This window comes from Streptomyces europaeiscabiei (assembly GCF_036346855.1).
GTDB classification, from domain to species: domain Bacteria; phylum Actinomycetota; class Actinomycetes; order Streptomycetales; family Streptomycetaceae; genus Streptomyces; species Streptomyces europaeiscabiei.
Window position 1 is genome coordinate 1,177,836 of sequence record NZ_CP107841.1, and the last position, 22,881, is coordinate 1,200,716.

Annotated in this window: 18 protein-coding genes; 6 read left to right on the forward strand and 12 right to left on the reverse strand. The window is 70.3% G+C overall.

All coding sequences use genetic code 11. The features are described 5' to 3' along the window. Window positions 1–19 precede the first annotated feature (19 nt). Both mltG and OG858_RS05405 read right to left on the reverse strand, forming a co-directional pair. Window positions 20–901 carry an endolytic transglycosylase MltG gene (gene mltG, locus OG858_RS05400; protein WP_319065098.1) on the reverse strand — a complete coding sequence of 294 codons (882 nt, stop codon included), beginning with the start codon at window positions 899–901 and terminating at the stop codon, window positions 20–22. A gap of 43 nt (window positions 902–944) precedes the next feature. Beyond that, the gene (locus OG858_RS05405) at window positions 945–2,813 is read right to left on the reverse strand and encodes an ABC transporter ATP-binding protein (protein ID WP_328545100.1); all 1,869 of its coding nucleotides are present in this window, start codon (window positions 2,811–2,813) and stop codon (window positions 945–947) included. Between the two features lie 111 nt (window positions 2,814–2,924). On the opposite strand from OG858_RS05405, the gene OG858_RS05410 reads away from it, so the two are divergent. Continuing rightward, window positions 2,925–3,380: a MarR family winged helix-turn-helix transcriptional regulator gene (locus tag OG858_RS05410; RefSeq protein WP_086751676.1), complete on the forward strand. Its 456-nt coding sequence runs from the start codon at window positions 2,925–2,927 to the stop codon at window positions 3,378–3,380. An 87-nt stretch (window positions 3,381–3,467) separates the two neighbouring features. On the opposite strand, the gene OG858_RS05415 is transcribed toward OG858_RS05410, so the two are convergent. From OG858_RS05415 to OG858_RS05425, 3 genes are all read right to left on the reverse strand, one after another. Next, entirely contained in the window at window positions 3,468–4,922 is a 1,455-nt protein-coding gene (locus OG858_RS05415) for a cation:dicarboxylate symporter family transporter (protein WP_319065095.1), read from the reverse strand. A 144-nt stretch (window positions 4,923–5,066) separates the two neighbouring features. Further along, a complete protein-coding gene (locus OG858_RS05420) occupies window positions 5,067–6,677 on the reverse strand; it encodes a peptide-N4-asparagine amidase (protein ID WP_328545099.1) in 1,611 nt (536 codons plus the stop codon). Window positions 6,678–6,777: 100 nt separating this feature from the next. Beyond that, the gene (locus OG858_RS05425; RefSeq protein ID WP_179201326.1) at window positions 6,778–7,473 is read right to left on the reverse strand and encodes a L,D-transpeptidase family protein; all 696 of its coding nucleotides are present in this window, start codon (window positions 7,471–7,473) and stop codon (window positions 6,778–6,780) included. 350 nt (window positions 7,474–7,823) lie between these two features. Here OG858_RS05425 and OG858_RS05430 point away from each other — a divergent pair, with 350 nt between their 5' ends. From OG858_RS05430 to OG858_RS05440, 3 genes are all read left to right on the forward strand, one after another. Then, window positions 7,824–9,857 carry an ABC transporter transmembrane domain-containing protein gene (locus tag OG858_RS05430; RefSeq protein WP_328545098.1) on the forward strand — a complete coding sequence of 678 codons (2,034 nt, stop codon included), beginning with the start codon at window positions 7,824–7,826 and terminating at the stop codon, window positions 9,855–9,857. Beyond that, complete coding sequence (locus OG858_RS05435; protein WP_319065093.1) at window positions 9,854–11,635, forward strand: ABC transporter ATP-binding protein; 1,782 nt, start codon at window positions 9,854–9,856, stop codon at window positions 11,633–11,635. Before OG858_RS05430 ends, OG858_RS05435 begins: the two co-directional genes overlap by 4 nt. Window positions 11,636–11,972: 337 nt before the next feature. Beyond that, window positions 11,973–12,443 (forward strand): DUF5709 domain-containing protein, encoded by a 471-nt coding sequence (locus OG858_RS05440; protein WP_086751683.1) that lies wholly within the window; start codon window positions 11,973–11,975, stop codon window positions 12,441–12,443. A 38-nt stretch (window positions 12,444–12,481) separates the two neighbouring features. Here OG858_RS05440 and OG858_RS05445 read toward each other — a convergent pair whose 3' ends face one another. After that, window positions 12,482–13,276 carry a metal-dependent hydrolase gene (locus tag OG858_RS05445; protein WP_086751685.1) on the reverse strand — a complete coding sequence of 265 codons (795 nt, stop codon included), beginning with the start codon at window positions 13,274–13,276 and terminating at the stop codon, window positions 12,482–12,484. A 166-nt stretch (window positions 13,277–13,442) separates the two neighbouring features. On the opposite strand from OG858_RS05445, the gene OG858_RS05450 reads away from it, so the two are divergent. Both OG858_RS05450 and OG858_RS05455 read left to right on the forward strand, forming a co-directional pair. Further along, window positions 13,443–15,956: a DEAD/DEAH box helicase gene (locus OG858_RS05450; protein WP_086751687.1), complete on the forward strand. Its 2,514-nt coding sequence runs from the start codon at window positions 13,443–13,445 to the stop codon at window positions 15,954–15,956. A gap of 19 nt (window positions 15,957–15,975) precedes the next feature. Further along, on the forward strand, window positions 15,976–16,851 hold the full coding sequence (locus tag OG858_RS05455) for an acyl-CoA thioesterase (RefSeq protein ID WP_005475120.1): 876 nt from the start codon (window positions 15,976–15,978) through the stop codon (window positions 16,849–16,851). Between the two features lie 10 nt (window positions 16,852–16,861). Here OG858_RS05455 and OG858_RS05460 read toward each other — a convergent pair whose 3' ends face one another. The 6 genes from OG858_RS05460 to OG858_RS05485 all read right to left on the reverse strand — a co-directional run bounded on the left by OG858_RS05460 (window position 16,862) and on the right by OG858_RS05485 (window position 22,869). Next, entirely contained in the window at window positions 16,862–17,887 is a 1,026-nt protein-coding gene (locus tag OG858_RS05460; protein WP_086747492.1) for a DUF6397 family protein, read from the reverse strand. A gap of 130 nt (window positions 17,888–18,017) precedes the next feature. Continuing rightward, a complete protein-coding gene (locus OG858_RS05465) occupies window positions 18,018–18,431 on the reverse strand; it encodes a roadblock/LC7 domain-containing protein (RefSeq protein ID WP_086747491.1) in 414 nt (137 codons plus the stop codon). 225 nt (window positions 18,432–18,656) lie between these two features. Then, a complete protein-coding gene (locus OG858_RS05470) occupies window positions 18,657–19,262 on the reverse strand; it encodes a GTP-binding protein (RefSeq protein ID WP_319262182.1) in 606 nt (201 codons plus the stop codon). A gap of 201 nt (window positions 19,263–19,463) precedes the next feature. After that, window positions 19,464–19,880 (reverse strand): DUF742 domain-containing protein, encoded by a 417-nt coding sequence (locus OG858_RS05475; RefSeq protein ID WP_086747494.1) that lies wholly within the window; start codon window positions 19,878–19,880, stop codon window positions 19,464–19,466. 20 nt (window positions 19,881–19,900) lie between these two features. Further along, window positions 19,901–20,338, reverse strand: a complete 438-nt coding sequence (locus OG858_RS05480; RefSeq protein ID WP_037705141.1) for a roadblock/LC7 domain-containing protein — start codon at window positions 20,336–20,338, stop codon at window positions 19,901–19,903. Then, window positions 20,335–22,869, reverse strand: a complete 2,535-nt coding sequence (locus tag OG858_RS05485; RefSeq protein WP_086747489.1) for a sensor histidine kinase — start codon at window positions 22,867–22,869, stop codon at window positions 20,335–20,337. Before OG858_RS05485 ends, OG858_RS05480 begins: the two co-directional genes overlap by 4 nt. Window positions 22,870–22,881: the final 12 nt, after the last annotated feature.

The window sequence follows — 22,881 nt, forward strand, 5'->3', positions numbered from 1 at the left end:
GAGCCGTCCCGGCAGAACCTCAGCGGGCCGCCTGCGAGGGGAGCGGGGTGCTCGCCTCGGCGGTGGGTGACGGCTTCTTCCGGTTCTGGTTGAACTCGGCGACATTGCGCAGATGTTCCTGGTAGTTCACCGTGAAGCGGGTGTCGCCCGGCTTGACCGTCACGAAGTACAGCCAGTCGCCCGACGTCGGATTGACCGCGGCGCGCATCGCCGCCTCGCCCGGGTTGGCGATCGGGGTGGGCGGCAGGCCCATGCGTCGGTACGAGTTGTAGGGGCTGTCGATCTTCGTGTCGTCGGCGGCGGTGTCCAGCGTGGAGCGGTTCAGCGCGTAGTTGATGGTGGAGTCCATCTGCAGCGGCATACCGCGCTCCAGGCGGTTGAAGACGACCCGGGCCACCCGGCCCATGTCCTTCTCGGTGGCCGCCTCGGCCTGGATGATGCTCGCGATGGTGACCGCCTGGTAGACGTTCATCGCGTTGCGCTGGGCCCCGGCCGTGACCTGGCCGCCGTTGAACTTCTTGTTCGCGGTCTCGACCATGGACGACAGCAGGGACTCGGGAGTCGACTTCTCCCGCAAGGGATACGTCGCCGGGAAGAGGTAGCCCTCCGGGTTGCCCTCGGCGTCGGCCGGGAGCGTCAGTTTGGCCTTGGCCAGGGACTTCTTGGTGGATCCGGCGGGCAGGGCGAGGGCCTTGTCGACGGCTTCGTAGACCTGTCCGGAGCGCCAGCCCTCCGGGATCACCAGTGACGTCGGGCGTTCGGCGACGCCGCCATCACCCTGAACGCTCAGCAGCGGCACCGCCACGGCGGTGGCCGCCACGACGGCTCCGGTCGCGATGAGGGCGGCCCGGCCCCTGCGCGTCAGTCGAATCGTGCTCCGTGGCGGAGTGTTCATCTGCATGCGGGCACGGTAACCCGCATATCACCTCAAACCCGGCATATCTTCATCTTGTCGGTTCCAGTTTCGGTGCCTCGATCACCTCGCGGTCCGGAGTCAGCCGCGTGTCCCGCCGTACGAGCGCCGCGTACCGCCCTCCGCGCTCCAGCAACTCCTCGTGCGTACCGCGTTCCACTGCGCGACCGGAGTCCAGTACGACGATCTGATCGGCTTCCCGGACGGTGGAGAGCCGGTGGGCGATGGTGACGGTGGTGCGGTTGGCGGACAGCGCGTCGATGGCCTGCTGCACCGCGTGCTCGGTACGGGTGTCGAGGGCGCTGGTCGCCTCGTCGAGGATGAGGACGGGCGGGTCGCGCAGGATGGTGCGGGCGATGGCGAGGCGCTGCTTCTCGCCGCCGGAGAAGCGGTGGCCGCGTTCGCCGACGACCGTGTCGTAGCCGTCGGGCAGGGCCGCGATGTGGTCGTGGATCTGGGCCGCCCGCGCCGCCGCGTGGAGTTCCTCGTCGGTGGCGTCCGGCTTGGCGAAGCGCAGGTTGTCGGCGACCGAGGCATGGAAGAGGTACGTCTCCTGGGAGACGACGCCGATGCCGCGGGCCAGGGTGTCGAAGTCCAGGTCACGTACATCGACCCCGTCGAGAGTGACCCGGCCGCCCGTGACGTCGTACAGCCTCGGCACCAGACAACCGAGCGTGGACTTGCCGGCGCCGGTCGGCCCGACGACGGCGAGGCTGCCGCCGGCCGGGACGGTCAGGTCGATACCGTCGAGGATCGGGCGTGCCTTGGCATCGCTGCCGGGGCTGCCGTGGCCGTCGCCGTCGTAACGGAACTCGACGTTCTCGAAGCGGACCTCGCCCTTGACCTGGTCGAGGTGGACCGGGCGCTCGGGTTCGGTGATGTCGATGGGCAGGTCGAGGTACTCGAAGATGCGCTGGAAGAGGGCGAGCGAGGCCTGGATCTGGACGCCGGTGGACAGCAGGCTCACGGTCGGCCGGAACAGGTTCTGCTGGAGCGAGACGAAGGCCACGAGCGTACCGACCGAGACGGACGGGCCACCGAGCTGGAGCGCGACGCCTGCGGTCCAGTAGATGACGGCGGGCATGGCGGCCATGACGACGGTGATGACGGCCATGCGCCAGCGCCCGGCCATGTTGACCCTGACCTCCAGGTCGACGAGCCGCTCGGACTCCCCGGCGAAGGACTTGGTGAGCGAGTCGGCGCGGCCCATCGTGCGGCCGAGCAGGATGCCGCTGACGGACAGCGACTCGGTGACCGTCGCGGCCATGGCCGCCATCTGGTTCTGGCGCTGGGTGGTGATCTTCTTGCGCTCGTTGCCGACCCGGCGGCTTATCCACACGAACAGAGGCAGCAGGAGCAGGGTGACCACGGTGAGCCGCCAGTCCAGGGCGACCATGGCGACGACCGTGGCGACCACGCTGGTGGTGTTGGAGACCAGGGACGTGGCCGTGGAGGTGACGGTCGCCTGCATGCCGCCGATGTCGTTGGCGATGCGGGACTGGACCTCGCCGGTGCGGGTCCGGGTGAAGAAGGCGAGCGACATGCGCTGCAGTCGGCCGTAGACGGAGGTGCGCAGATCGTGCATGACGCGCTGGCCGACGGTCGTGGAGATCAGCGTCTGCAGGACGCCGAAAATGCTGGTGAGCACCGCGCTCAGGATCATGCCGAGCGCGAGGAGGCTCAGCAGACCGGTACGACCCTCGGGGATCGCGGTGTCGAGTATCTCCTTGAGGAGGAAGGGCGTGGCGACCGACGCGAGCGACGCGGCGCCGACGAGCAGGCCGACGATGGCGAGCCGGCCGCGATAGGGGCGGAAGAGTTCCAGGATGCGGCGTACCTGTCGGGGCTGTTCCTGAGAGTCGCCGGACGGCCCCCAGGTGGGTTCGTGGTCGGGATGCATGGGCTCCTACGGGAGGTGAGGCGGATGAGGTGGATGCCTGGCGCGGATTTCCGGAGCCTAGCTCATTGTTACCTATGCTCACAATGAACATGGTCCTGATATTGTTCCCGTATGACCACCCCCGACGCCGACGGGCTGCTCGCCGAACAGTTGTTGCGGCTCACCCGCCGTGTGCACCGCATCCAGAAGCGCCACCTCCAGCAGAGTGGGTTGGACATCACCCCGGCGCAGTCCCGGCTGCTGCGCACCCTCGCGCACTACGACACACCGCCACGCATGGCCGATCTGGCGGCGCGGCTGGAGGTCGTGCCCCGGGCCGTGACGACCCTGGTCGACGCGCTGGAGGAGAGCGGCCGGGTGCGCCGGGCGCCCGATCCCACCAACCGGCGGGTGATCCGGATAGAGGTCACGGACGAGGGCCGCAAGGTGCTGCGGGAGCTGCACCATGCTCGACGTGCGGCGGCGGAGGAGATTCTGGCGCCGCTGCCCGACGATCAGCGGGGGGTGCTCGGGGGGCTTCTCGACACACTGATCGACGGGGCACCGGCGGCAGAGCGGCGCTGCTGAGCGGCGCTGCTCCGTGGGCGCGAGCGAAGGGCCCGGCGCAGAGTGCTGCGCCGGGCCCTTCGTCATGGGGGTTTGGAGACGGAATGGTCAACTCGCTTCAGGTGCGGGTTCCTTCGCCTCGGCCTTGGAGAGCGCGGGGGCCTCCGCCTTCGCGGGTGTCTCGGCAGTCTTCGCGGGGGTCCCGGCAGTCGTGACGGGGGTCTCGGCAGGCCGGTCCCCGTCTTCGGCGGGCTCGTCCTCCTCCACGAACTGGATCTCCCCGTCGAGCATCTTCTTCGCCCGTTCGGTGTCCAGTGCGCCCTCCCACTTCGACACCGCGAAGACGGCGACGCAGTTGCCGAGAAGGTTGGTGACAACGCGCATCGAGTCCATGATGCGGTCGACGCCGAGGAGAAGGGCGACGGCTCCGGCCGGGATGGCTCCGAGCGAGGACGCGGTCGCCGACAGGGCGAGGAAGGCCGAACCGGGGATGCCGGCCATGCCCTTGCTGGTCAGCATCAGGACCAGGATGACGGTGATCTGCTGGCTGAGGCTGAGGTCCACACCCACGGCCTGCGCGATGAACAGCGTGCCGATGGAGAGGTAGATGGACGCGCCGTCGAGGTTGAAGGAGTAGCCGGTGGGCAGCACGAGACCCACGGCGTCGTCACGGGCGCCCGCCTGCCTCAGCTTCTGCATCATGCGCGGCATGACGCTCTCGCTGGAGGCGGTGCCCAGTGCGAGCAGCATCTCCGCGCGGGTGTAGCGGACGAATTTCCACAGGCTCAGCCCGGTCACCAGCTTCAGCGCGACGCTGAGCAGCACGAGGAAGACGAGGGCTACGGCGTAGCAGAGGATGATCAGTTTGGCGTAGGTCTTCATCACGCCGAGGCCGTACTCGCCCACCAGGTGGACCATCGCGCCGAACACGGCGAGCGGGGCCAGCTTCATGACGAAGCCGACGATCGCGAAGATGACCTCCTGGGCCTGCTCGATGGCGGGCAGGATCTTGGGCACCTTGGTGTGGCCGAGGTGCAGCAGCGCGGCGCCGACGAGGCAGGCGAGCACGAGCACCTGGAGCAGCGAGTTCTCGGCGAACGCGCCGATCGCGCTCTGCGGCAGCGCGTTCAGGATGAACTCGCCGGTCGTCGGCAGCTCACCGCCGGCGGTCTTCGCGTCGACCGCCGAGGTGTCGAGCTTCGAGGGGTCGACGTTCATGCCCGCGCCGGGGCCGACGACGTTGGCGGCAATCAGACCGATGAGCAGCGCGGCCGTCGAGGCGACCTCGAACCAGATCAGGGCCTTGAGCCCGATCCGCCCGAAGGCCTTCAGATTGCCGGCCTTGGCGATGCCCACGACGACCACGCAGAACACCAGGGGCGAGATGACCGTCTTGATGAGGCGGATGAAACCGTCGCCGAGCGGTTGGAAGGTCGTGGCCGTGTCCGGCCACAACCTTCCGACGACGATGCCGAGCACAAGCGCGACGGCGACTTGCGTGAACAGTGAGGTACGCAGCATGCGTGCGACGCGTCGCGGCAGGGACGGTACGGACTGCGGCACGGGCACTCCTCCGAGGTGGCTTTCTGGCATGCGGAAAAGTGCTTCCGCGCCGATCACTATCGGGGAGTTCTCGCTCGCGGGGAAGACCGCCGCGTTTCGTCGATGTAAATCATCGAACAGACGTCACATCGCACGCATTCGGCCTCAACAGCCCATCCGGTCCTCCGTCAGCACTCCCTGTACGGAGACCAGCGAACGGTCGTAGCACCCGCCCGATCCGTGCGTTCGGTAGCGCTCACTCGTCGTCCCGACCGCATGCCGCTGGTCACGCGGCACGTTCGCCGTGTACGTGGCGTCACCCGTGTAGGTGTCGTCGAGCCAGGACCACGCGGTACGTCGTCCGCCCCGCGTCTCGGTGACCGTGGCCCGGTCGCCGAGCGTGAGCACGGTCCGCAGCCGGTCGCCCGCGCCGAGCGTCGTCGTTCCGTCCATCGTGTACGACCGCTTGACGCGCGCCGTCCGGGCGGGTCCGCGGCCGTCGACGGTGACCGTCTCGTCGTCGCTCCACCTCGCGTCGAGCGCGTCGGGGTTCTCGCCGTCCGACCACGTGTGCGTGGAGGTGTTGACGAGGCTCCGACGCACGGTCGTCGTCACCCGGCCGTGCGAGGTGTCCACGTACCCGGCGACGGTCAGCCGGTGGTTGCCCTCGGTGTCGAGGCGGTGCTCCGCGCCGGGCGTGTATGTGGACGAGGTCGCGAGGCCGCCCGCCTGGACCTTGGTCAGGGCGCCGGTGACATGCGCTCTCTCCGCGTCCTGCCACACGAGGACGTTGACCGGGGTGCTCCAGCCGGTCTGCCCTTCGGGCACGCCGACGACGGAGACCTCGATCCGGTGCGGGCGGCCGTCGTTGAGGAGGCCCGCGAAGGGGGTCAGGTCATAGCGGAGGGGTTGGATGTCGAAGGCGCGGGGTCCGGGGACGACGTACCAGAGGAAGGGGTTGGACCAGCCGCCGGTCCAGACGTTCGGGAACGGGGCGGCGATTCCGGCCAGTTGCCCGTCCACCGCGATCTGCACCTCCCGGTACGGCCCCTCGTCCGCCTTGCATGAGTACGGAGCCTCCTCGGGCACCGTCAGATACCAGTACTCCTCGCAGCCGCCGCCGGAACCGGTCGCGTACACCTCGGCGACGACGCGCTCGCTGTTGCGCGGGGTGGTGAGGGTGTTGCCGTCCTGGAGGGTGAGGACGCGGTCGGGGACGGTCTTCGCCGTCTCGGCGTCGGGCCTGCCCGCGTAGAAGGTCAGGGTGACCTTGACATCGAGGATTCCGGTGTACGTGTCGTCCACGACGTTGCCGATGAGCATCTCGACCGGCTGTGCCGTGCGCAGGGTGTCGCCGTAGCGAGTGACGTCCTTCTCCACGGACCACTCGATCCCGTCGGGCGAGGGCTGCGGTGTGGACGTCCGGAACACCTCGACGCCGCCGATGTGCAGATGGCCGAGGCGGTCGAACTGGCGGCCCTTCACCTTGCCGTCGAGCCGCAGGACGACCTTGCTCCACCTCTTGCCGCAGCCCTGCGGCGGCGCATAGGTACCCCGGTACGGCGTGAAGTCCCTGAACTGCGCCTCGGCGACCGTCACTTCGCACGACTTGGCGTGGTCGGGTCGGGTGACGGGCGGGGCTGCCGTGATGGGGTCGTGCCAGTCGGTGCCGAACTCTGCGGGGATGTCGGCGGATCGGGCTGGGGCGGCCCCGAGGAGGGTACTCACCAGGAGGGCCGCTCCGGTGAGCACGGACATGATGATCCGACTTCTCATGGCCGGAGTTCTACGGGGAGTCGGCACCCCTCCGCAATGAGATCTCCGGCCACAAGAGTGCACGCACGTGCCCGGCGAGCGTGCGGCGGTGCCTGGTGGGTCAGGCCTTCAGCTCCGCCCTGTCTCCCATGACGATCACCGGGTGCCGGGCCGGGTCGAGGGTACGCAGCAGGTACTCCATACCTGACTTGGACAGACTGACGCAGGCCGAGGTGCCGCTGCCGTGGTCCATATGCAGCCAGATGCTGCCGCCCTTCGACTGGCCCTCGGGGCGCGTCGGGTCGATCGGCGAGGTGCCCTTGACTCGGTTGTAGTCGATGGCGATCACATAGTCGAAGTCGTGCCAGTGCGACTTGGCCCAGTAGTGCGGCGCCTGGAACGACGCCGACCGACTGTACGGGAGCTTGGCACCCGGGTCGGCGAGGACGCCTCCCGCGTCGCTGAGCGTGAACACCCCCACGGGGCTGCGCCGGTCGCCCTCCCGATGGTCGGCCGTCCAGCCCTTCTTGCCGTTGTGCCCCTCCCAGCTGCGGGCCTTCTTCCAGGTGGATCCACTCTTCGTGTACAGCACGACCGTGGCGTCGGCGTCGTTCTCGCCCTCCCCGTAGACCGCCACGACCTGGCGGGACTCGGCGGGGATCTGCTTCTGGAGACGGTCGCCGACGTCCGGGATACGGGTCGGGTCCTCGGTTCGCGCCTCGGAACGGTCGCTCCTGTCCCCTGACTTCGTGGCGCCCGTGTCGGCCTTGGCTCCGCCGTTCGTGCCGCCCGAACCGCCGCACGCCGCCAGGGGCATCACCAGCGCACCACAGACCACCGCCGCGAGCCGGACGCGAGCCGTGCCCCTCACCCCACCCTTGCTGTTCGCACAGCCCGCATCCACATCGCCCACCACGCCGGTTCGTCCCCGCCTCGTACCGCCTATTCGCATACGGTCCATCGTCGCACCGTGCACCGGACGAATGCGCCCGCCGCCCCGCCGGCCGGGCCTCGCACGGATGGTCCAGGCCGAAACTTTGCCCGGCGCCGGAAAACCGTTTGCTTCCGACCGCGCTGCGACGCGAACCTTTCACGGCCGGTCGTCGACCCTCGCCACCCTATTTCTCCCCACTTCTCCCCCACTCTGACACGAGCATCTGGGACGTCATGCAGATTCAAGACCTTCCGTACAAGGACCCTGGTGTGCCGGACGCACGCTCGGGTCCCCGATTCCTGTGGTGGCTCGGCCGGAATCAGCTAGGCGGACAGTTCAAGGCGCTGGCATGGGGGTTGTTGCACTTCACCTCCGTGGCCGGACTCCCGTTCTGCGTCGGCTCCGCCATCCAGGCCGTGGTCGACCGCTCCGGCTCCCGGCTCGCCCTCGCGGGCGTGCTGCTGATGCTGTGCGGGTTCACCATCGCGTTGGGCGACACCTTCCTGCACCGGTCGGCGGTCACCAACTGGATCACCGCGGCCGCGCGCGTCCAGCAACTGCTGGCGCGCAAGACGGCCCAGCTCGGCTCGGCGCTGACTCGGCGGGTGGCGGCCGGTGAGATCGTCGCGGTCTCCACGGGCGACGTCGAGAGGATCGGCTGGTTCGTCGAGGCCGTCTCCCGGTTCACCGCGGCGGCCCTCACCGTGGTGCTGATCTGTGTCGGCCTGGTCGTCTACCAGCCCGCGCTCGGCATCATCGTCGCCGTCGGTGTCCCCGTCCTCGCCCTCTCCGTGCTGCCGCTGCTGCCTCGCGCGACCCGGCGTGCCGACTTCCAGCGCGAGAAGGCGGGCCGCGCCACCGAGCTGGCCTCCGACACCGTCGCGGGCCTGCGCGTCCTGCGCGGCATCGGTGGCGAGGAGCTCTTCCTCGAACGCTACCGCCGGGCCTCCCAGGAGGTCCGCCACGCCGCCGTCCGCAGCGCCCGTATGTGGGCCCTCATCTCCGGCGTCCAGGTCCTGCTGCCGGGCCTGCTGATTATCGCGGTCGTCTGGCACGGCGTGGGTCTCGCCCGCGAGGGACGGATCACGATCGGCGAACTGGTCACCGTGTACAGCGCGGTCATGCTGCTGGCATACCCCCTCCGGCACTTCGAGGAGATCGCGATGGCGTACTCCTTCTCCCGTCCGTCCGCCAAACGGGCCGCCGGGGTGCTGTCTCTGGAACGGGCCACGGACACGGAAGGGTCCCGCGAGGCCGCCGTGCCCACCGGGGACCTGTACGACCCGGCGACCGGGCTGCTCGCTCCCGCCGGGTGTCTCACCGCCGTGGTGTGCGGCGACCCGGACGCGGCCGGACGACTGGCGGAACGGCTGGGCGGCCATGCCACCGAGGAGGGCACCTCCGTGCTCCTCGACGGCGTTCCGCTCGACGAACTGCCCCTCGACTCCGCCCGCACGGCCGTCCTCGTCCAGGACAAGGACCCCGTGCTGCTCTCCGGCACGCTGCGCGAACTCCTCGACGTCCCCGCCTCGGGCGAGGTCACCACCGAGGAGGCGCTGGCCGCCGCACAGTGCGGTGACGTGCTGGAAGCCCTGATCCAGGGGTCGCTCGGCGCCGAGGACGCACTGGACGCACGGATCACCGAGCGCGGCCGGTCCCTGTCCGGCGGCCAGCGCCAGCGGCTCGCACTGGCCCGGTCGCTGATCACGGACCCGGGTGTACTGGTCCTGGACGAGCCGACCTCGGCCGTCGACTCGCACACCGAGGCCCGGGTCGCCGACGGCATCCGGTCACTGCGGGCGGGCAGCACAACGATCGTCCTCACCTCCTCACCCCTCCTCCTGGACCTCGCCGAGCACGTCGTCCTGGTACACGAGGGCAAGGTCACGGCGGTCGGCCTGCACCGCGACCTCATCCACAAGGAACCCCGATACCGAGCCGTCGTCACCCGCGAGACCGACGAGGAGACCGCCCCGGCCGACGGGCCCGAGAGGCAGGCGGCAACGACCGGCGAGGCGGACGCGGAACCCACAAGGGTCAGCGGTGCGGAAGCGAAGGCCGTGCCGGGAGGCGGGCCGGAGCCGAAGGAGACCGCGACGGCTGCTGGGCCGGAGGCGAAGGACGCGTCCGCAGGCGGGCCCGACGGTAAGGCCGCTCCGGCTGCCGGGCCCGCCAGGAGGGCTGCCTTCGCGGGTCGGCCGCCTGACCGCAAGACCGCCCTCAGCGACGTGCTGGACGAACTGGAAGAGATCGAGGAGACCGCATGATCGGCGTAGCGCCCCCGGCCTACGACCCGTCCGCCCCGACGACCGCGAACACCCTGCCCGTCGGCGCCCCCGCGACCGTACGCGCCTACGTGGCCGAACTGTTCCGCCGGCACCGCAGGGCCTTCGTCCTGCTCATCACCGTCAACACGATCGCCGTAGTGGCCTCGATGGCGGGCCCCTACCTGCTCGGCGCCCTCGTCGAGCGCGTCTCCGACGGGGCGCGCGAACTCCATCTGGAGCTCACGGCGACGGTGTTCGTCGTCGCCCTCGTCGTCCAGGCCGTCTTCGTACGGGAGGTGCGGCTGCGCGGCGCCATGCTCGGTGAGCGGATGCTGGCCGACCTCCGCGAGGACTTCCTCGTACGGTCGGTCGGGCTGCCGCCGGGCGTCCTGGAACGCGCCGGCACGGGTGACCTGCTCTCCCGCATCACCACGGACATCGACCGGCTCGGCAACGCCATGCGCGAAGCCGTGCCCCAGCTGGCGATCGGCGTGGTGTGGGTGGCCCTGCTCATCGGCGGGCTCGCCGTGACCGCACCCCCACTGGCCCTCGCCGTACTGCTGGCCCTGCCGCTGCTGGTGCTCGGCTGCCGCTGGTACTTCAAGCGTGCCCCCTCCGCCTACCGCTCGGAGTCCGCCGGGTACGCCGCCGTCGCCGCCGTGCTCGCGGAGACCGTGGACGCCGGCCGCACGGTCGAGGCCCACCGTCTCGGCACGCGCCGCATCGACCTGTCGAACCAACGCGTCCGGGAGTGGACCGCCTGGGAACGGTACACACTGTGGCTGCGGTCGGTGCTCTTCCCGGTCATCAACCTCACGCACACCACGGTCCTCGGCTCGGTCCTGATCATCGGCGGGGTGTTCGTCCTGCAGGGCTGGATCGGGCTCGGCCAGCTGACCACGGGCGCGCTCATCGCCCAGATGCTCGTCGACCCGGTCAACCTGATCCTCCGCTGGTACGACGAGCTGCAGGTCGCCGAGGTGTCGCTGGCGCGCCTGGTCGGTGTGCGGGACATCGAACCGGACGCGGGTGACCCGGCCGTGACCCCCGAGGGACGCCATGTCCACGCCGACCGGGTGCGCTTCGGGTACCGCGAAGGCGTCGACGTGCTGCGCAAGGTGTCCCTGGAGGTCGCGCCCGGCACCCGGCTCGCCCTCGTCGGTCCGTCCGGCGCGGGCAAGTCGACCCTGGGCAGGCTCCTGGCCGGGATCTACGCACCCCGCGACGGCCGCATCACCCTGGGTGGCGCGGAGCTGTCCCGGATGCCCGCCGAGGACGTCCGCTCCCATGTGGCGCTGGTCAACCAGGAACACCATGTGTTCGTCGGCTCCCTGCGCGACAACCTGCTCCTCGCCCGCACGGGTGCGCGGGACGCCGAGCTGTGGGCGGCTCTGGGGGCGGTCGACGCCGACACCTGGGCACAGGCACTGGACGAGGGGCTGGACACCGAGGTCGGCTCCGGCGGGTTCGCGCTCACGCCGGCGCAGGCCCAGCAGATCGCGCTGGCCCGGCTGGTCCTCGCCGACCCGCACACGCTGGTCCTGGACGAGGCGACCTCGCTGCTCGACCCACGTGCGGCCCGCCATATGGAACGCTCCCTGGCCCGCGTCCTCGACGGCCGCACCGTCGTCGCCATCGCCCACCGTCTGCACACCGCCCACGACGCCGACGTCATCGCCGTCGTCGAGGAGGGCCGTATCAGCGAACTGGGCAGCCATGACGAACTGGTCGAGGCGGACGGCGCGTACGCCGCCCTGTGGAGGTCGTGGCACGGCTGACCGGCACGGGGCCACGGCCGTCGCGGGTGCGGTGGCTCTCGCCGGGGAGCCGGCCTGAACCAGGGCCACGAGCGGTCGCGGGACCGCACGGGACATGCCGTGCCGCCGGGCCCGGAACGGACATGACCAGGACGGGCGGCGGCCTGGTGGTCCGGCGGTCTCCCGCCCCCTGCCGTTGCGCGGTGCCGAACGCGAGTGGAAGGCTGGTGGTGGGCACTGATTCGGGGGACGCCCGTGAGCCGCCCGGTTCGCGGGGTTCGGGCCGTCGCCCAGCGGTCCGCGCGCCCACCGTCGCCGAAGCGGTGGCACCGGGCCCGTCCCACCACTGGAGGTACCCGTGGACAGAGCCGGCGGTTGGGGAGACGACGTCTACCAGCCAGACGGATCCGAGATCCAGGACGACGCGGGGCTGCTGGACGCCGAGGACACCCTGGTCGCCGACGGTGTGGCCGACCCCCTCGACCGGGGCTGGTCCCCACCGGAGCGGCCATGGGCGGTGGAGCACACCGGTGTGACCGCGGCGGAGCGGCTGCGCGGCGAGACCCTGGAGCAGCGCCTCGCCGAGGAGCTTCCGGACATCGCCTACCCCGACGGGGACGGCATCGGCGATTCCCAGGACACCGACGGCGAGCCCCTGGACAACGAGGTGGGCAACCTCCGCTCCGGCCGTCTCGTCGCTCCCGACGAGGGCGCGCACGAGGACGAGGAGAGCGGGCTGATCGCCAGCGACGTGGGCATCGACGGGGCGGCCGCCTCCGCCGAGGAGGCGGCGATGCACATCGTGGACGAGGGTTCCCCGTCCGGCTGACCTGGTTTCGAAGGGCTCGGCCGGGGCCGAGCGGCGCGTCAGATGAAGTTCAGCGCTGCCGCCGCGCCCACTCCCCCGAGCACCATGAACACCGGCATCAGCACCCGCAGCTCCACCCAGCTGCCGGCCCGGAACCGCATGGCCTTCGGCGGGCCGATGGGGTACCAGCGCTTGCGCCCGATCGGTATGGGCCACAGGACCGGGCAGCCCGACACGGTCAGCGAGTCCCCGATGTCGTGCACCAGGGCGCCGAGCACGATCGGCAGCCCGAGCCACAGATACTCCTGGCCCGGCTGTGTGAACAGCCAGTCCGCCCCATTGCCCGGCTTGTCCAGGACACCCGCGAGGATCCAGGCACTGGTCGCGGCCAGCAGCCACACCAGCACATCGCTGCTCGAGCCACGGGCCGCCCGCCACAGCAGACCCTCGATGGCCAGCACCATGTGCACGAAGAGGATGGCCAGCACCGCCCAGCGTCCGCCCGTGATGGCGATGGCGGAGGCCCCGGCGCCGAGCAGTGCAGCCCACAGCCAGGTGTGCGTGAGCGTGCGATGCCCGCCCGAGCGGCGCGGGTCGCCCTGCTTCTTCGTCGCCTTGTAGACGGCGTACGAGAGCTTGTCGACGATCTCGCACACCCAGCGTGACAGGGGACCGAAGGAGCGCGAGATCGTGGCCGCCTTGTGGTCCAGGTCCGGGGCGAGCGCGGCACCCGCGCAGATCAGCGCACCGACCAGGAGGACCGGCCAGGGCATCGTGTGCCCGGCGGCGGCCGCTGCCGCCCCTACGCCGAGCCAGGCCGCGGCTCCCGACAGTGAGTGTGCTGGTCCCATCATGGCCCTGCCCCGTCCCATTCCGTTCGTGCCGCTGTCCAGGCGCCTTGTGCCGCTGTCCAGTTGTCCAGGTGCGCTGACGTTCCGTCGGCGCCACAGCGTAGCGTTCGCGATCTTCGGTCCGGCATCCGATTCCCCCATCGGCCGCGCGGGCAGGCAAGATGGGGGCGTGACCCTCATCGATCAGCTGCCGCGGACCGCCGACCCCGATGCCCTCTACGAAGCCTTCGAGTCGTGGGCCCAGGAACGCGGTCTCACCCTCTACCCGCATCAGGAGGAGGCGCTCATCGAGGTGGTCTCCGGCGCGAACGTGATCGTGTCGACGCCCACCGGCTCCGGGAAGAGCATGATCGCGGCGGGCGCGCACTTCGCGGCCCTCGCCCGGGACGAGGTCACCTTCTACACGGCCCCGATCAAGGCTCTGGTCTCGGAGAAGTTCTTCGAGCTGTGCAAGATCTTCGGCACCGAGAACGTCGGCATGCTCACCGGCGACGCCTCCGTGAACTCCGACGCCCCCGTCATCTGCTGCACCGCCGAGGTGCTGGCGTCCATCGCGCTGCGCGACGGCAAGCACGCGGACGTCGGCCAGGTCGTGATGGACGAGTTCCACTTCTACGCGGAGGCCGACCGCGGCTGGGCCTGGCAGATCCCGATCCTGGAGCTGCCGCAGGCCCAGTTCATCCTGATGTCGGCGACGCTCGGCGACGTCGCGATGTTCGAGAAGGACCTCACCCGGCGCACCGGCCGCCCCACCTCCGTGGTCCGCTCGGCGACCCGCCCGGTGCCCCTGTCCTACGAGTACGTGCTGACCCCGCTGACGGAGACGATCACGGAGCTGCTCGCCACCAAGCAGGCTCCCGTCTACATCGTGCATTTCACCCAGGCGCAGGCCGTTGAGCGGGCGCAGGCGCTGATGAGCATCAACATGTGCACACGGGAGGAGAAGGACCGGATCGCCGCGCTGATCGGCAACTTCCGCTTCACCACCAAGTTCGGCCGCAACCTCTCCCGTTACGTGCGGCACGGCATCGGTGTGCACCACGCCGGCATGCTGCCCAAGTACCGGCGGCTGGTGGAGAAGCTGGCCCAGGCCGGTCTGCTGAAGGTCATCTGCGGCACGGACACACTCGGCGTCGGTGTCAACGTCCCTATTCGCACCGTGCTGTTCACCGCCCTCACCAAGTACGACGGCAACCGGGTGCGGACGCTGCGCGCCCGTGAGTTCCACCAGATCGCGGGCCGCGCCGGGCGGGCCGGCTTCGACACGGCGGGCTACGTGGTGGGGCAGGCGCCCGAACACGTCGTCGAGAACGAGAAGGCGCTCGCCAAGGCAGGCGACGACCCGAAGAAGCGCCGCAAGGTGGTCCGCAAGAAGGCGCCCGAGGGGTTCGTCGGCTGGACCGACAGCACCTTCGAAAAGCTCATCGCCGCCGACCCGGAGCCCCTCACCTCCCGCTTCCGTGTCACCCACACGATGCTGCTGTCGGTGATCGCCCGGCCGGGCAACGCCTTCGACGCGATGCGCCATCTGCTGGAGGACAACCACGAACCGCGTAAGCAGCAGCTGCGGCACATCCGCCGGGCGATCGCGATCTACCGGTCGCTCCTCGACGGCGGCGTCGTCGAGAAACTCGACGAGCCGGACGCCGAGGGCCGCATCGTGCGGTTGACGGTCGATCTCCAGCAGGACTTCGCGCTCAACCAGCCGCTGTCCACCTTCGCGCTGGCCGCGTTCGAACTGCTGGACCCGGAGTCCCCGTCGTACGCACTCGACATGGTCTCCGTCGTCGAGTCCACGCTGGACGATCCGCGCCAGATCCTCGCCGCTCAGCAGAACAAGGCGCGCGGTGAGGCCGTCGCAGCGATGAAGGCGGACGGGGTCGAGTACGAGGACCGCATGGAGCGGCTCCAGGACGTCAGCTACCCCAAGCCCCTGGAGGAGTTGCTCTTCCACGCGTACAACACGTACCGCAAGAGTCACCCCTGGGTCGGTGACCATCCGCTGTCGCCGAAGTCGGTGATCCGCGACATGTACGAACGAGCCATGTCCTTCACTGAGTTGACGTCGTACTACGAGCTGGCGCGCACCGAGGGCATTGTGCTGCGCTACCTCGCCGGCGCCTTCAAAGCCCTCGATCACACCGTCCCCGACGACCTCAAGTCGGACGACCTGGAGGACCTGATCGCCTGGCTCGGCGAGATGGTGCGCCAGGTGGACTCCAGTCTCCTCGACGAGTGGGAAAAGCTGGCCAACCCCGAGGAGATGACGGCCGAGGAGGCCCAGGAGAAGGCGGACCAGGTCAAGCCGGTCACCGCCAACGCACGCGCGTTCCGGGTTCTCGTCCGCAACGCCATGTTCCGCCGTGTCGAGCTCGCCGCCCTCGATCACGTGGGCGAGCTGGGTGAGATGGACGCCGAGTCCGGCTGGGACGCCGAGCGGTGGGGCGAGGCGATGGACAAGTACTGGGACGAGTACGAAGAGCTCGGCACGGGCCCCGACGCCCGTGGCCCCCGGCTGTTGATGATCGAGGAGGAGCCGCAGAACGGGCTGTGGCGCGTCCGGCAGACCTTCGCCGACCCGAACGGCGATCATGACTGGGGCATCAGCGCGGAGATCGACCTCGCGGCCTCCGACACAGAGGGACGAGCCGTCGTCAAGGTCACCGACGTCGGTCAGCTGTGAGCACAGGAGAGGCCCGTACATGACCACCAACCCCGCCGAGCGGCTCGTCGACCTGCTCGACCTGGAGCAGATCGAGGTCAACATCTTCCGTGGGCGCAGCCCGCAGGAGTCCCTGCAGCGGGTCTTCGGCGGCCAGGTCGCCGGCCAGGCGCTGGTCGCCGCCGGACGCACCACGGAGGGCGACCGGCCGGTGCACTCGCTGCACGCGTACTTCCTGCGCCCGGGGCGTCCGGGGGTGCCGATCGTGTACCAGGTCGAGCGGGTCCGCGACGGGCGGTCGTTCACCACACGCCGGGTCACCGCCGTGCAGCAGGGCCGCACGATCTTCAATCTGACCGCCTCCTTCCACAAGCCTGAAGAGGGGAGCTTCGAGCACCAGCTGCCGCCGGCCCGGAAGGTTCCGGACCCCGAGTCGCTGCCGACGGTGTCGCAGGAGATCACCGAGCATCTGGGCGCGCTCCCCGAGCAGTTGGAGCGCATGGCCCGGCGCCAGCCCTTCGACATCCGGTATGTCGACCGGCTGCGCTGGACCCCCGAGGAGGTCGAGAACGCCGAGCCGCGCAGCGCGGTGTGGATGCGGGCCGTGGGACCTCTGGGGGACGACCCGCTGGTGCACACCTGTGCGTTGACGTACGCCAGCGACATGACCCTTCTGGATGCCGTCCGTATCCCGGTCGAGCCCCTCTGGGGGCCCCGTGGATTCGACATGGCGTCGCTGGACCACGCCATGTGGTTCCACCGGCCGTTCCGCGCGGACGAGTGGTTCCTGTACGACCAGGAGTCGCCGATCGCCGTGGGTGGCCGCGGGCTGGCCCGTGGCCGCATCTACGACCTGGAGGGACGTCTGCTGGTGTCGGTCGTCCAGGAAGGGTTGTTCCGCAAGCTCGGAGCCTGATCGGTTCAGGTCAGTGGTGTCTGCGCCGGAGCCAGCCCAGCATGCCGCGTCGCCCCTCGGGAGCCGTGCCGGCCGTCGGCTGCTGGTTCCCGGGACGCCGCCCGCCCTGGGGTGGGTGCGGCGCCGGTCCCACTGCCACCACCGGAGTCTCGTGCCGGGCGGCGGCGCTCGACGCCGGCACCTTCCGGCGGGGCCTCGGTGCCAGTCGGTGGGCGCGGGCCTCGGCGAGGGACTGCCGGAGGTCCGTTTGCAGCCATTCGATCTCATCGGGGTCGTCGGCCGTCATGATCCGCGCGGTGATCTGCGCGGCGGGCGAGTCGGGCGGCCCGTGGTCGGCCCGTGCGGGCCGGTGGCGGTTCAGGTGGGCGCGCTCGTAGGGGTCCCCGACGATCTCCGCGACCTGGATCGGATCGAGCAGGGCGGCCGGGGCTGCGGCACGCCTCCAGGAGTCGTCGGCCTGCCGCAGCAGGAATCCGAGATACCGCCCTCGCCAGTTCCGGGGGCGCAGGTCCAGCCCCGCGTCCAGCTGACGCCTCCGGTCCTCCGGCATACGCCCCGTCAGCCATCGGGCGTTCTTCCCGTCGGCCGCGAACCGTCGCAGTTCGGCCGCCAGATAGAGCCAGACCACGGCGCGGTAGCGGTTCAGGGAGAACGTGACCGGCGTGAGCAACCCCAGCCGTGCGAGGCGCATGAACCGAGAATGCGGCACGCCCAGGATCTCGGCGGCCGCGTGGGAACCCACGGCGTCGACCCGTCCCCGCAGCGCTTCCGGGAAGCCCTCCTCGGCACGGAGCCGGTCGATCTCCGCCCGCGTGATCCGACGGCCTCGGCCTCGGTCGTCGACTACTGTTCGCAGGCATCCCAGTTGTACGGCGAGGTCCAGTTCGCTTCGTTTCAGGCCCAGCTCGCGGGCGGCGCGGCTCAGTGCGAGGGTCCGGCCGGTCGCTCCGGCCGCGGCGACGCTCGGCGTGGTGAGCGTGGCGGGCTCGATGATCGTGGCGGGTGTGGCGGACTGTGTGACGGTGTCGCCGGACATGACGGTTCTCCCCCGTGTGGTGCGGTGCTCGCGCCGGTCTCGCGCTCGCCTCGGGAAAAACCGTAGCCCGTTCGCCGAAAGTCGTGGCGGGCCTGTGGATAACTCTGTCCGCAACCATGAAACCAGCAGGTCAGCGGTCTATCGTGGCCGAGCGTTCGGGCTGGCGGGCGTCCACTCGGAGGTGCTCGCCCACGCGATTCACCAGCAGCGTCATCTCGTAGGCGATCTGCCCGATGTCCGCCTCCGCGGCGCTGAGCACGCACAGGCAGCTACCCGGTCCGGCCGCGGTGACGAAGAGCACCGCGTCGTCGAACTCGATCATCGTCTGCCGTACGCCACCGGCTCCGAAGTGGCGGCCCGAGCCCTTGGCGAGGCTGTGCAGTCCCGACGAGACCGCGGCAAGGTGTTCGGAGTCCTCGCGCCGCAGGCCGGTGCTCGCCGCGGTGACGAGCCCGTCGTTGGACAGCACCAAGGCGTGCCGTATGGGGTCCACGCGCTCGGTCAGGTCGTCCAGCAGCCAACCGAGTCCCGCGTTCTGCACCATCGTTCCTACTCCCCGTTTCGTCGTTCCCCCCTGGCAAGGAGGATCCGACGATTCAGCCTTCCCCACTGCTGCCGTCGGAGCAAGCAGAAGGGGGACATGGCAAGGAAGATGACCGACAAGGCACGGCGGCTCTTCTTCCCGAACGGCGACAACAGGTGCTTCCCCAACCGAAACAGCGGTGTCAAGGGACGGAAACCGGCCAGGAACGGGCGTGTTGACGCCGGTTCAGCCCACGGAGTCGAGCAGCCGGGCCGTGTGCATCCGTCCGGCGTATTCGACGAGCCGTATCAGTACTTCCTTCCCCGAGTCTCGGTCCCGGGCGTCGCAGAGGACCACGGGGGTGCCCTGGTCGAGGTCGAGGGCGCGGGAGACGTCGGGGGCGTCGTGCGCGCGGGCTCCCGAGAAGCAGTTGACGGCGACCACGAACGGGATGTGGCGGTGCTCGAAGTAGTCCACGGCCGGGAAGCAGTCCTGCAGTCGCCTCGTGTCGGCGAGGACGACGGCACCTAACGCTCCTTGTGCCAACTCGTCCCACAGGAACCAGAACCGGTCCTGGCCCGGTGTGCCGAACAGGTAGAGCGAGAGCCCGGACCTGATGGTGATGCGCCCGAAATCCATGGCGACGGTGGTGGTGACCTTCTGATCCACCCCGTCGGTGTCGTCCACCGACTGGCCCACCTCGCTCAGGAGTTCCTCGGTGCGCAGAGGCCTGATCTCGCTGACCGCGCCGACCAGGGTGGTTTTGCCGACGCCGAATCCACCGGCGACGAGGATCTTCAATGCCAGGGCGCCCGTGTCGCCCTGTGTCTCATCGGAGTGCTCGGAGACCATCGATCACTTCTCTCGGGAGTGTCGGCCGCGGTCGACATCGGTACGGCTGCATCCGTACGGCTGTGAGGAGTCAGCATCATGGCAACTGCCACTCCTTCGCGTGGCGTTGGACCGTTTTTTCATATCAACGACCGCTTTGTTCATGTTCGGTACCGGGTGGAGGCACAACTCGGTACGTGCTGGACCCGACTGCTCGTTCATCTACAGCGCCCGCAGCCCCTCGATCACCTCACGCAGGATCCGTTCGTCCGGCAACTGCGCGGGCGGTACGGGGCGGCTGACGGTGACGCGGCCCAGTTCCAGGAGGTCGCCGAGGAGTACCCGCACCACTCCGACGGGCAGATCGGCGCCCGCGGCAAGTTCGGCGACCGACTGGGTCTCGGTGCGGCACAGTTCGGCGAGTGCGCGGTGTTCCGGGCCGAGCGAGGTGTCAACGTCGGCACCGGGTGCACCGCTGTCGAGCGAGACCAGTGCGATCAGGTCGAAGTGGGCCCCGTTCGGGCCGGGCCGGGTACGGCCGCCCGTCATGGCGTAGGGGCGGACGAGGGGTCCGGCCTCGTTGTCGTACCACCGGCTGCCCGGCGGCTCGTGCGAAGCGCCTGTGCTTCCTTCGGTCATGAGCACGGCCCGTCCCTGGTTCATCCGGCCGCGGGCGGACGCGCGCCGGAGCGGGTCGGTGTGTAGAGGTGCTCCCCGACGCGTTTCACCAACCGCGCCATCTCGTAGGCGACCAGCCCGATGTCGGCCGTGACCGAGGTCAGGACGGCGAGGCAGGAGCCGTCGCCGGCTGCGGCCACGAAGAGGAAGCCGTCGTCCATTTCCACCATGGTCTGACGTACGCCGCCGGCACCGAAGTGGCGGCCCGTGCCCTTGGCGAGGCTGTGGAAGCCGGAGGCGACGGCGGCCAGGTGCTCGGCGTCCTCGCGCTTGAGGTCGCTGGAGGCGCCGACCGCAAGTCCGTCGTTGGACAGCACCACGGCGTGCCGTACCTCGCGTACGCGCAGTACCAAGTCGTCCAGCAGCCAGTCGAGTTCACCGGACCGCTCGGTGGCCCTGGTGCTCGGGTCCTGGATCATGCGGGGTCTCCTTCGCTGCTGTCGCTGCCCGTCGCAGGGCCGCGGGTGACGCCTGAGCCGGGTGCTCTGCCGCCGCCTCGTACCCAGCCGTCGCGGTAGGCCGCCATGCGGTCCCGTACGAGTTCCGGGGTGCGTTCGTCGTCGGCCCGGGAGGGTGCCGTCGACGTGGGTTGACCAGCGCGCTGTTCGCGCAGCTGGGGTGCGAGGTGCGCCTGGCGTACGCGCCGCGGCAGTTCGTCGGTGCGTTCCGGTTCCGGCGGGTGGCGGTGCGGCCGGAGAGCGGTGACGCCGGGCGGCGGCTCGGGCGGGCCGTCGGCCGTGGTCCGCCCGGCGGAGGCGACCGGGGCCATGAGGGCGCGCCGGTCGGCGGACCGTTCGACGGGTTCCTGGTGCGGGACGGCGGCCACACGCGCGTACTCGCGTTCCTCGGGCTGCGGCCGTGCTTCGGCGGTGGCGCCGGGGGAACGTTCCGGCAGGCCGCTGTGGAGCAGGGGGGTGGGGAGGAGGACCACCGCGGTGGTGCCGCCGTAGGGCGAGGTCCGAAGGTGGACCTTGATGCCGTGGCGGGCGGAGAGGCGGCTCACCACGAACAGGCCGAGCCGGTCGCTGTCGAAGAGGTCGAGCGCCTCGGACTGTTCGATGCGGCGATTGGCTTCGGCGAGGGTCTCCTTGCCCATGCCGAGCCCCCGGTCCTCGACCTCCACGGCGTATCCGTTGCCGACCGGTTCCCCGGTGATTCGCACGCGCGTGTGGGGTGGCGAGAACTGAGCGGCGTTCTCCACGAGTTCCGCCAGGAGGTGGGTGAGGTCGGCGACCGCGGTGCCGACGATCTTCGCCTCGGGGAGTTGCCGTACCTCCACGCGCGCGTAGTCCTCGATCTCGGAGACGGCCGCGCGGACCACGTTCGTCAGGGAGACAGGCAGGCGCCAGGCGCGTCCAGGAGCGGCTCCGGAGAGGATGATCAGGCTCTCCGCGTGGCGTCGCATACGCGTGGTGAGGTGGTCGAGGCGGAAGAGGTCGCTGAGTTCGTCGGGGTCGTCGGAGCGTCGTTCCATGCTGTCGAGCAGGCTCAGTTGGCGGTGCACGAGGACCTGGCTGCGGCGTGCGAGGTTGACGAAGACGCCGGAGATGCCGCCTGCGAGTTCGGCGCGCTCGACCGCCGCTCTCAGGGCCGCTCGGTGCACGGTGCCGAGGGCCTCGGCGACCTGACCGGTCTCGTCCTCCGCGAGGGGTCCCGACGGGGCCTCGCCGTCGATGTCGATCTCCTCTCCGGCGCGCAGTCTTCGCATGGCGTGGGGGAGTTTGCGGCGGGCGATCTCCAGGGCGTCGTTGCGCAGGCTGACCAGCTCGACGACCAGTCCGCGTCCGATGCGTACGGAGATGACGAGGGAGGCTGCGACGGCGGCAAGGCCCAGGAGCACCGCGGCCCCCGCCGGGGTCAGCAGGGCGCGGGTGAACGGGTCGGCGCGGTCGGCGACGTCTCGTCCGGCGTCGGACTCGATGGCGCGCATGTCGTCCCGCACGCGCGCGTGGGCAAATTTCCAGGCTGCCTCGGGAGCGGCTTGGAGCGCCTGGGCTCCGGGGTGGCTCGCGAGTACCTCGTCCTCGACGGCGCGCAGGTCGGCGTAGGCGCTTCCTCCGGCGAGTTCCTGCCAGGCGGCACGTTCGGGGCCGCGCAGATCGACACCGGCGGCTTCGGTCAGAGTGCGACGGGTGTCGACGGCGCCGGTGAACAGGCGCAACCGTTCGCGGTCGAGGGTTCCGGCCAGGTGGGCGCCGGCCAGGACCGCGTCCTCCTGGGCCAGTGCCTCTCCCGCGCGGGAGAACTCGAGCAGCACGCGCGCGTCGGAGCCGAGGTCGGCGTCCTGGATGCCGGTGAGCGCGCCGCCCACACCGAAGGCCGTGGAGATGGTCTTGCTGTACCGCTCGTAGGTCTCGGTCCAGCTGCTGCTGCGGTCGAGCACCGCCGTTCGCAGCACTCGCAGTTGTCCGGCTCCGGTCACGAAGCCGGTGAGGCGTTCGGCCACTCCTGGGGGCAGGTCGGTGCCGTCGGCGATGGTGTGCCGGTCCCCCAGGCGCAGGGCGTCGACCGCCCGGTCGGTACGTCGCGCCAGTTTCCGCAGCACGCTCTCCCGCTCGGCGGAGGGCCCGGTGGCGTAGCGTACGGCGGCCACACGCTCGGCCTGGAGCGCCGCGACGGCGTCGGCGACGGGGCCGCGCACGGAGGCGTCGACGCGCTGCGACTGCCGGATGCGGGCGACGTCCTGGGCGGTGGTGACGGTGGCGTACGCCCACAGGGCGAGCAGGGAGACGACGGGCACCATGAGCAGGCAGACGATCTTGGCCCGGACGGTGCGGGGGCGTATGTGCCATCGTCCCGCGCGTGTGGGCGGCCCGATCGTCGGGGCGCCACTCTCGTCAGGGTCGATGCGCTCGTCGGCGGGAGGTCCGGCATGGGCGCGGCGGCCGCGTATCGCGGGCTGGGGCGGCGTCTCGGCGCCGGCTGTCGGGGTCCTGCGGGGTGTACGCATGGCCTCCTCGCT

Coding starts and splice junctions, on each gene's coding strand:
- mltG (WP_319065098.1), bottom strand. CDS start 901: ATGCAGATGAACACTCCGCCACGGAGCACGATTCGACTGACGCGCAGG.
- OG858_RS05405 (WP_328545100.1), bottom strand. CDS start 2,813: ATGCATCCCGACCACGAACCCACCTGGGGGCCGTCCGGCGACTCTCAG.
- OG858_RS05410 (WP_086751676.1), top strand. CDS start 2,925: ATGACCACCCCCGACGCCGACGGGCTGCTCGCCGAACAGTTGTTGCGG.
- OG858_RS05420 (WP_328545099.1), bottom strand. CDS start 6,677: ATGAGAAGTCGGATCATCATGTCCGTGCTCACCGGAGCGGCCCTCCTG.
- OG858_RS05425 (WP_179201326.1), bottom strand. CDS start 7,473: ATGCCCCTGGCGGCGTGCGGCGGTTCGGGCGGCACGAACGGCGGAGCC.
- OG858_RS05430 (WP_328545098.1), top strand. CDS start 7,824: ATGCAGATTCAAGACCTTCCGTACAAGGACCCTGGTGTGCCGGACGCA.
- OG858_RS05435 (WP_319065093.1), top strand. CDS start 9,854: ATGATCGGCGTAGCGCCCCCGGCCTACGACCCGTCCGCCCCGACGACC.
- OG858_RS05445 (WP_086751685.1), bottom strand. CDS start 13,276: ATGATGGGACCAGCACACTCACTGTCGGGAGCCGCGGCCTGGCTCGGC.
- OG858_RS05455 (WP_005475120.1), top strand. CDS start 15,976: ATGACCACCAACCCCGCCGAGCGGCTCGTCGACCTGCTCGACCTGGAG.
- OG858_RS05460 (WP_086747492.1), bottom strand. CDS start 17,887: ATGTCCGGCGACACCGTCACACAGTCCGCCACACCCGCCACGATCATC.
- OG858_RS05465 (WP_086747491.1), bottom strand. CDS start 18,431: ATGGTGCAGAACGCGGGACTCGGTTGGCTGCTGGACGACCTGACCGAG.
- OG858_RS05470 (WP_319262182.1), bottom strand. CDS start 19,262: ATGGTCTCCGAGCACTCCGATGAGACACAGGGCGACACGGGCGCCCTG.
- OG858_RS05475 (WP_086747494.1), bottom strand. CDS start 19,880: ATGACCGAAGGAAGCACAGGCGCTTCGCACGAGCCGCCGGGCAGCCGG.
- OG858_RS05480 (WP_037705141.1), bottom strand. CDS start 20,338: ATGATCCAGGACCCGAGCACCAGGGCCACCGAGCGGTCCGGTGAACTC.
- OG858_RS05485 (WP_086747489.1), bottom strand. CDS start 22,869: ATGCGTACACCCCGCAGGACCCCGACAGCCGGCGCCGAGACGCCGCCC.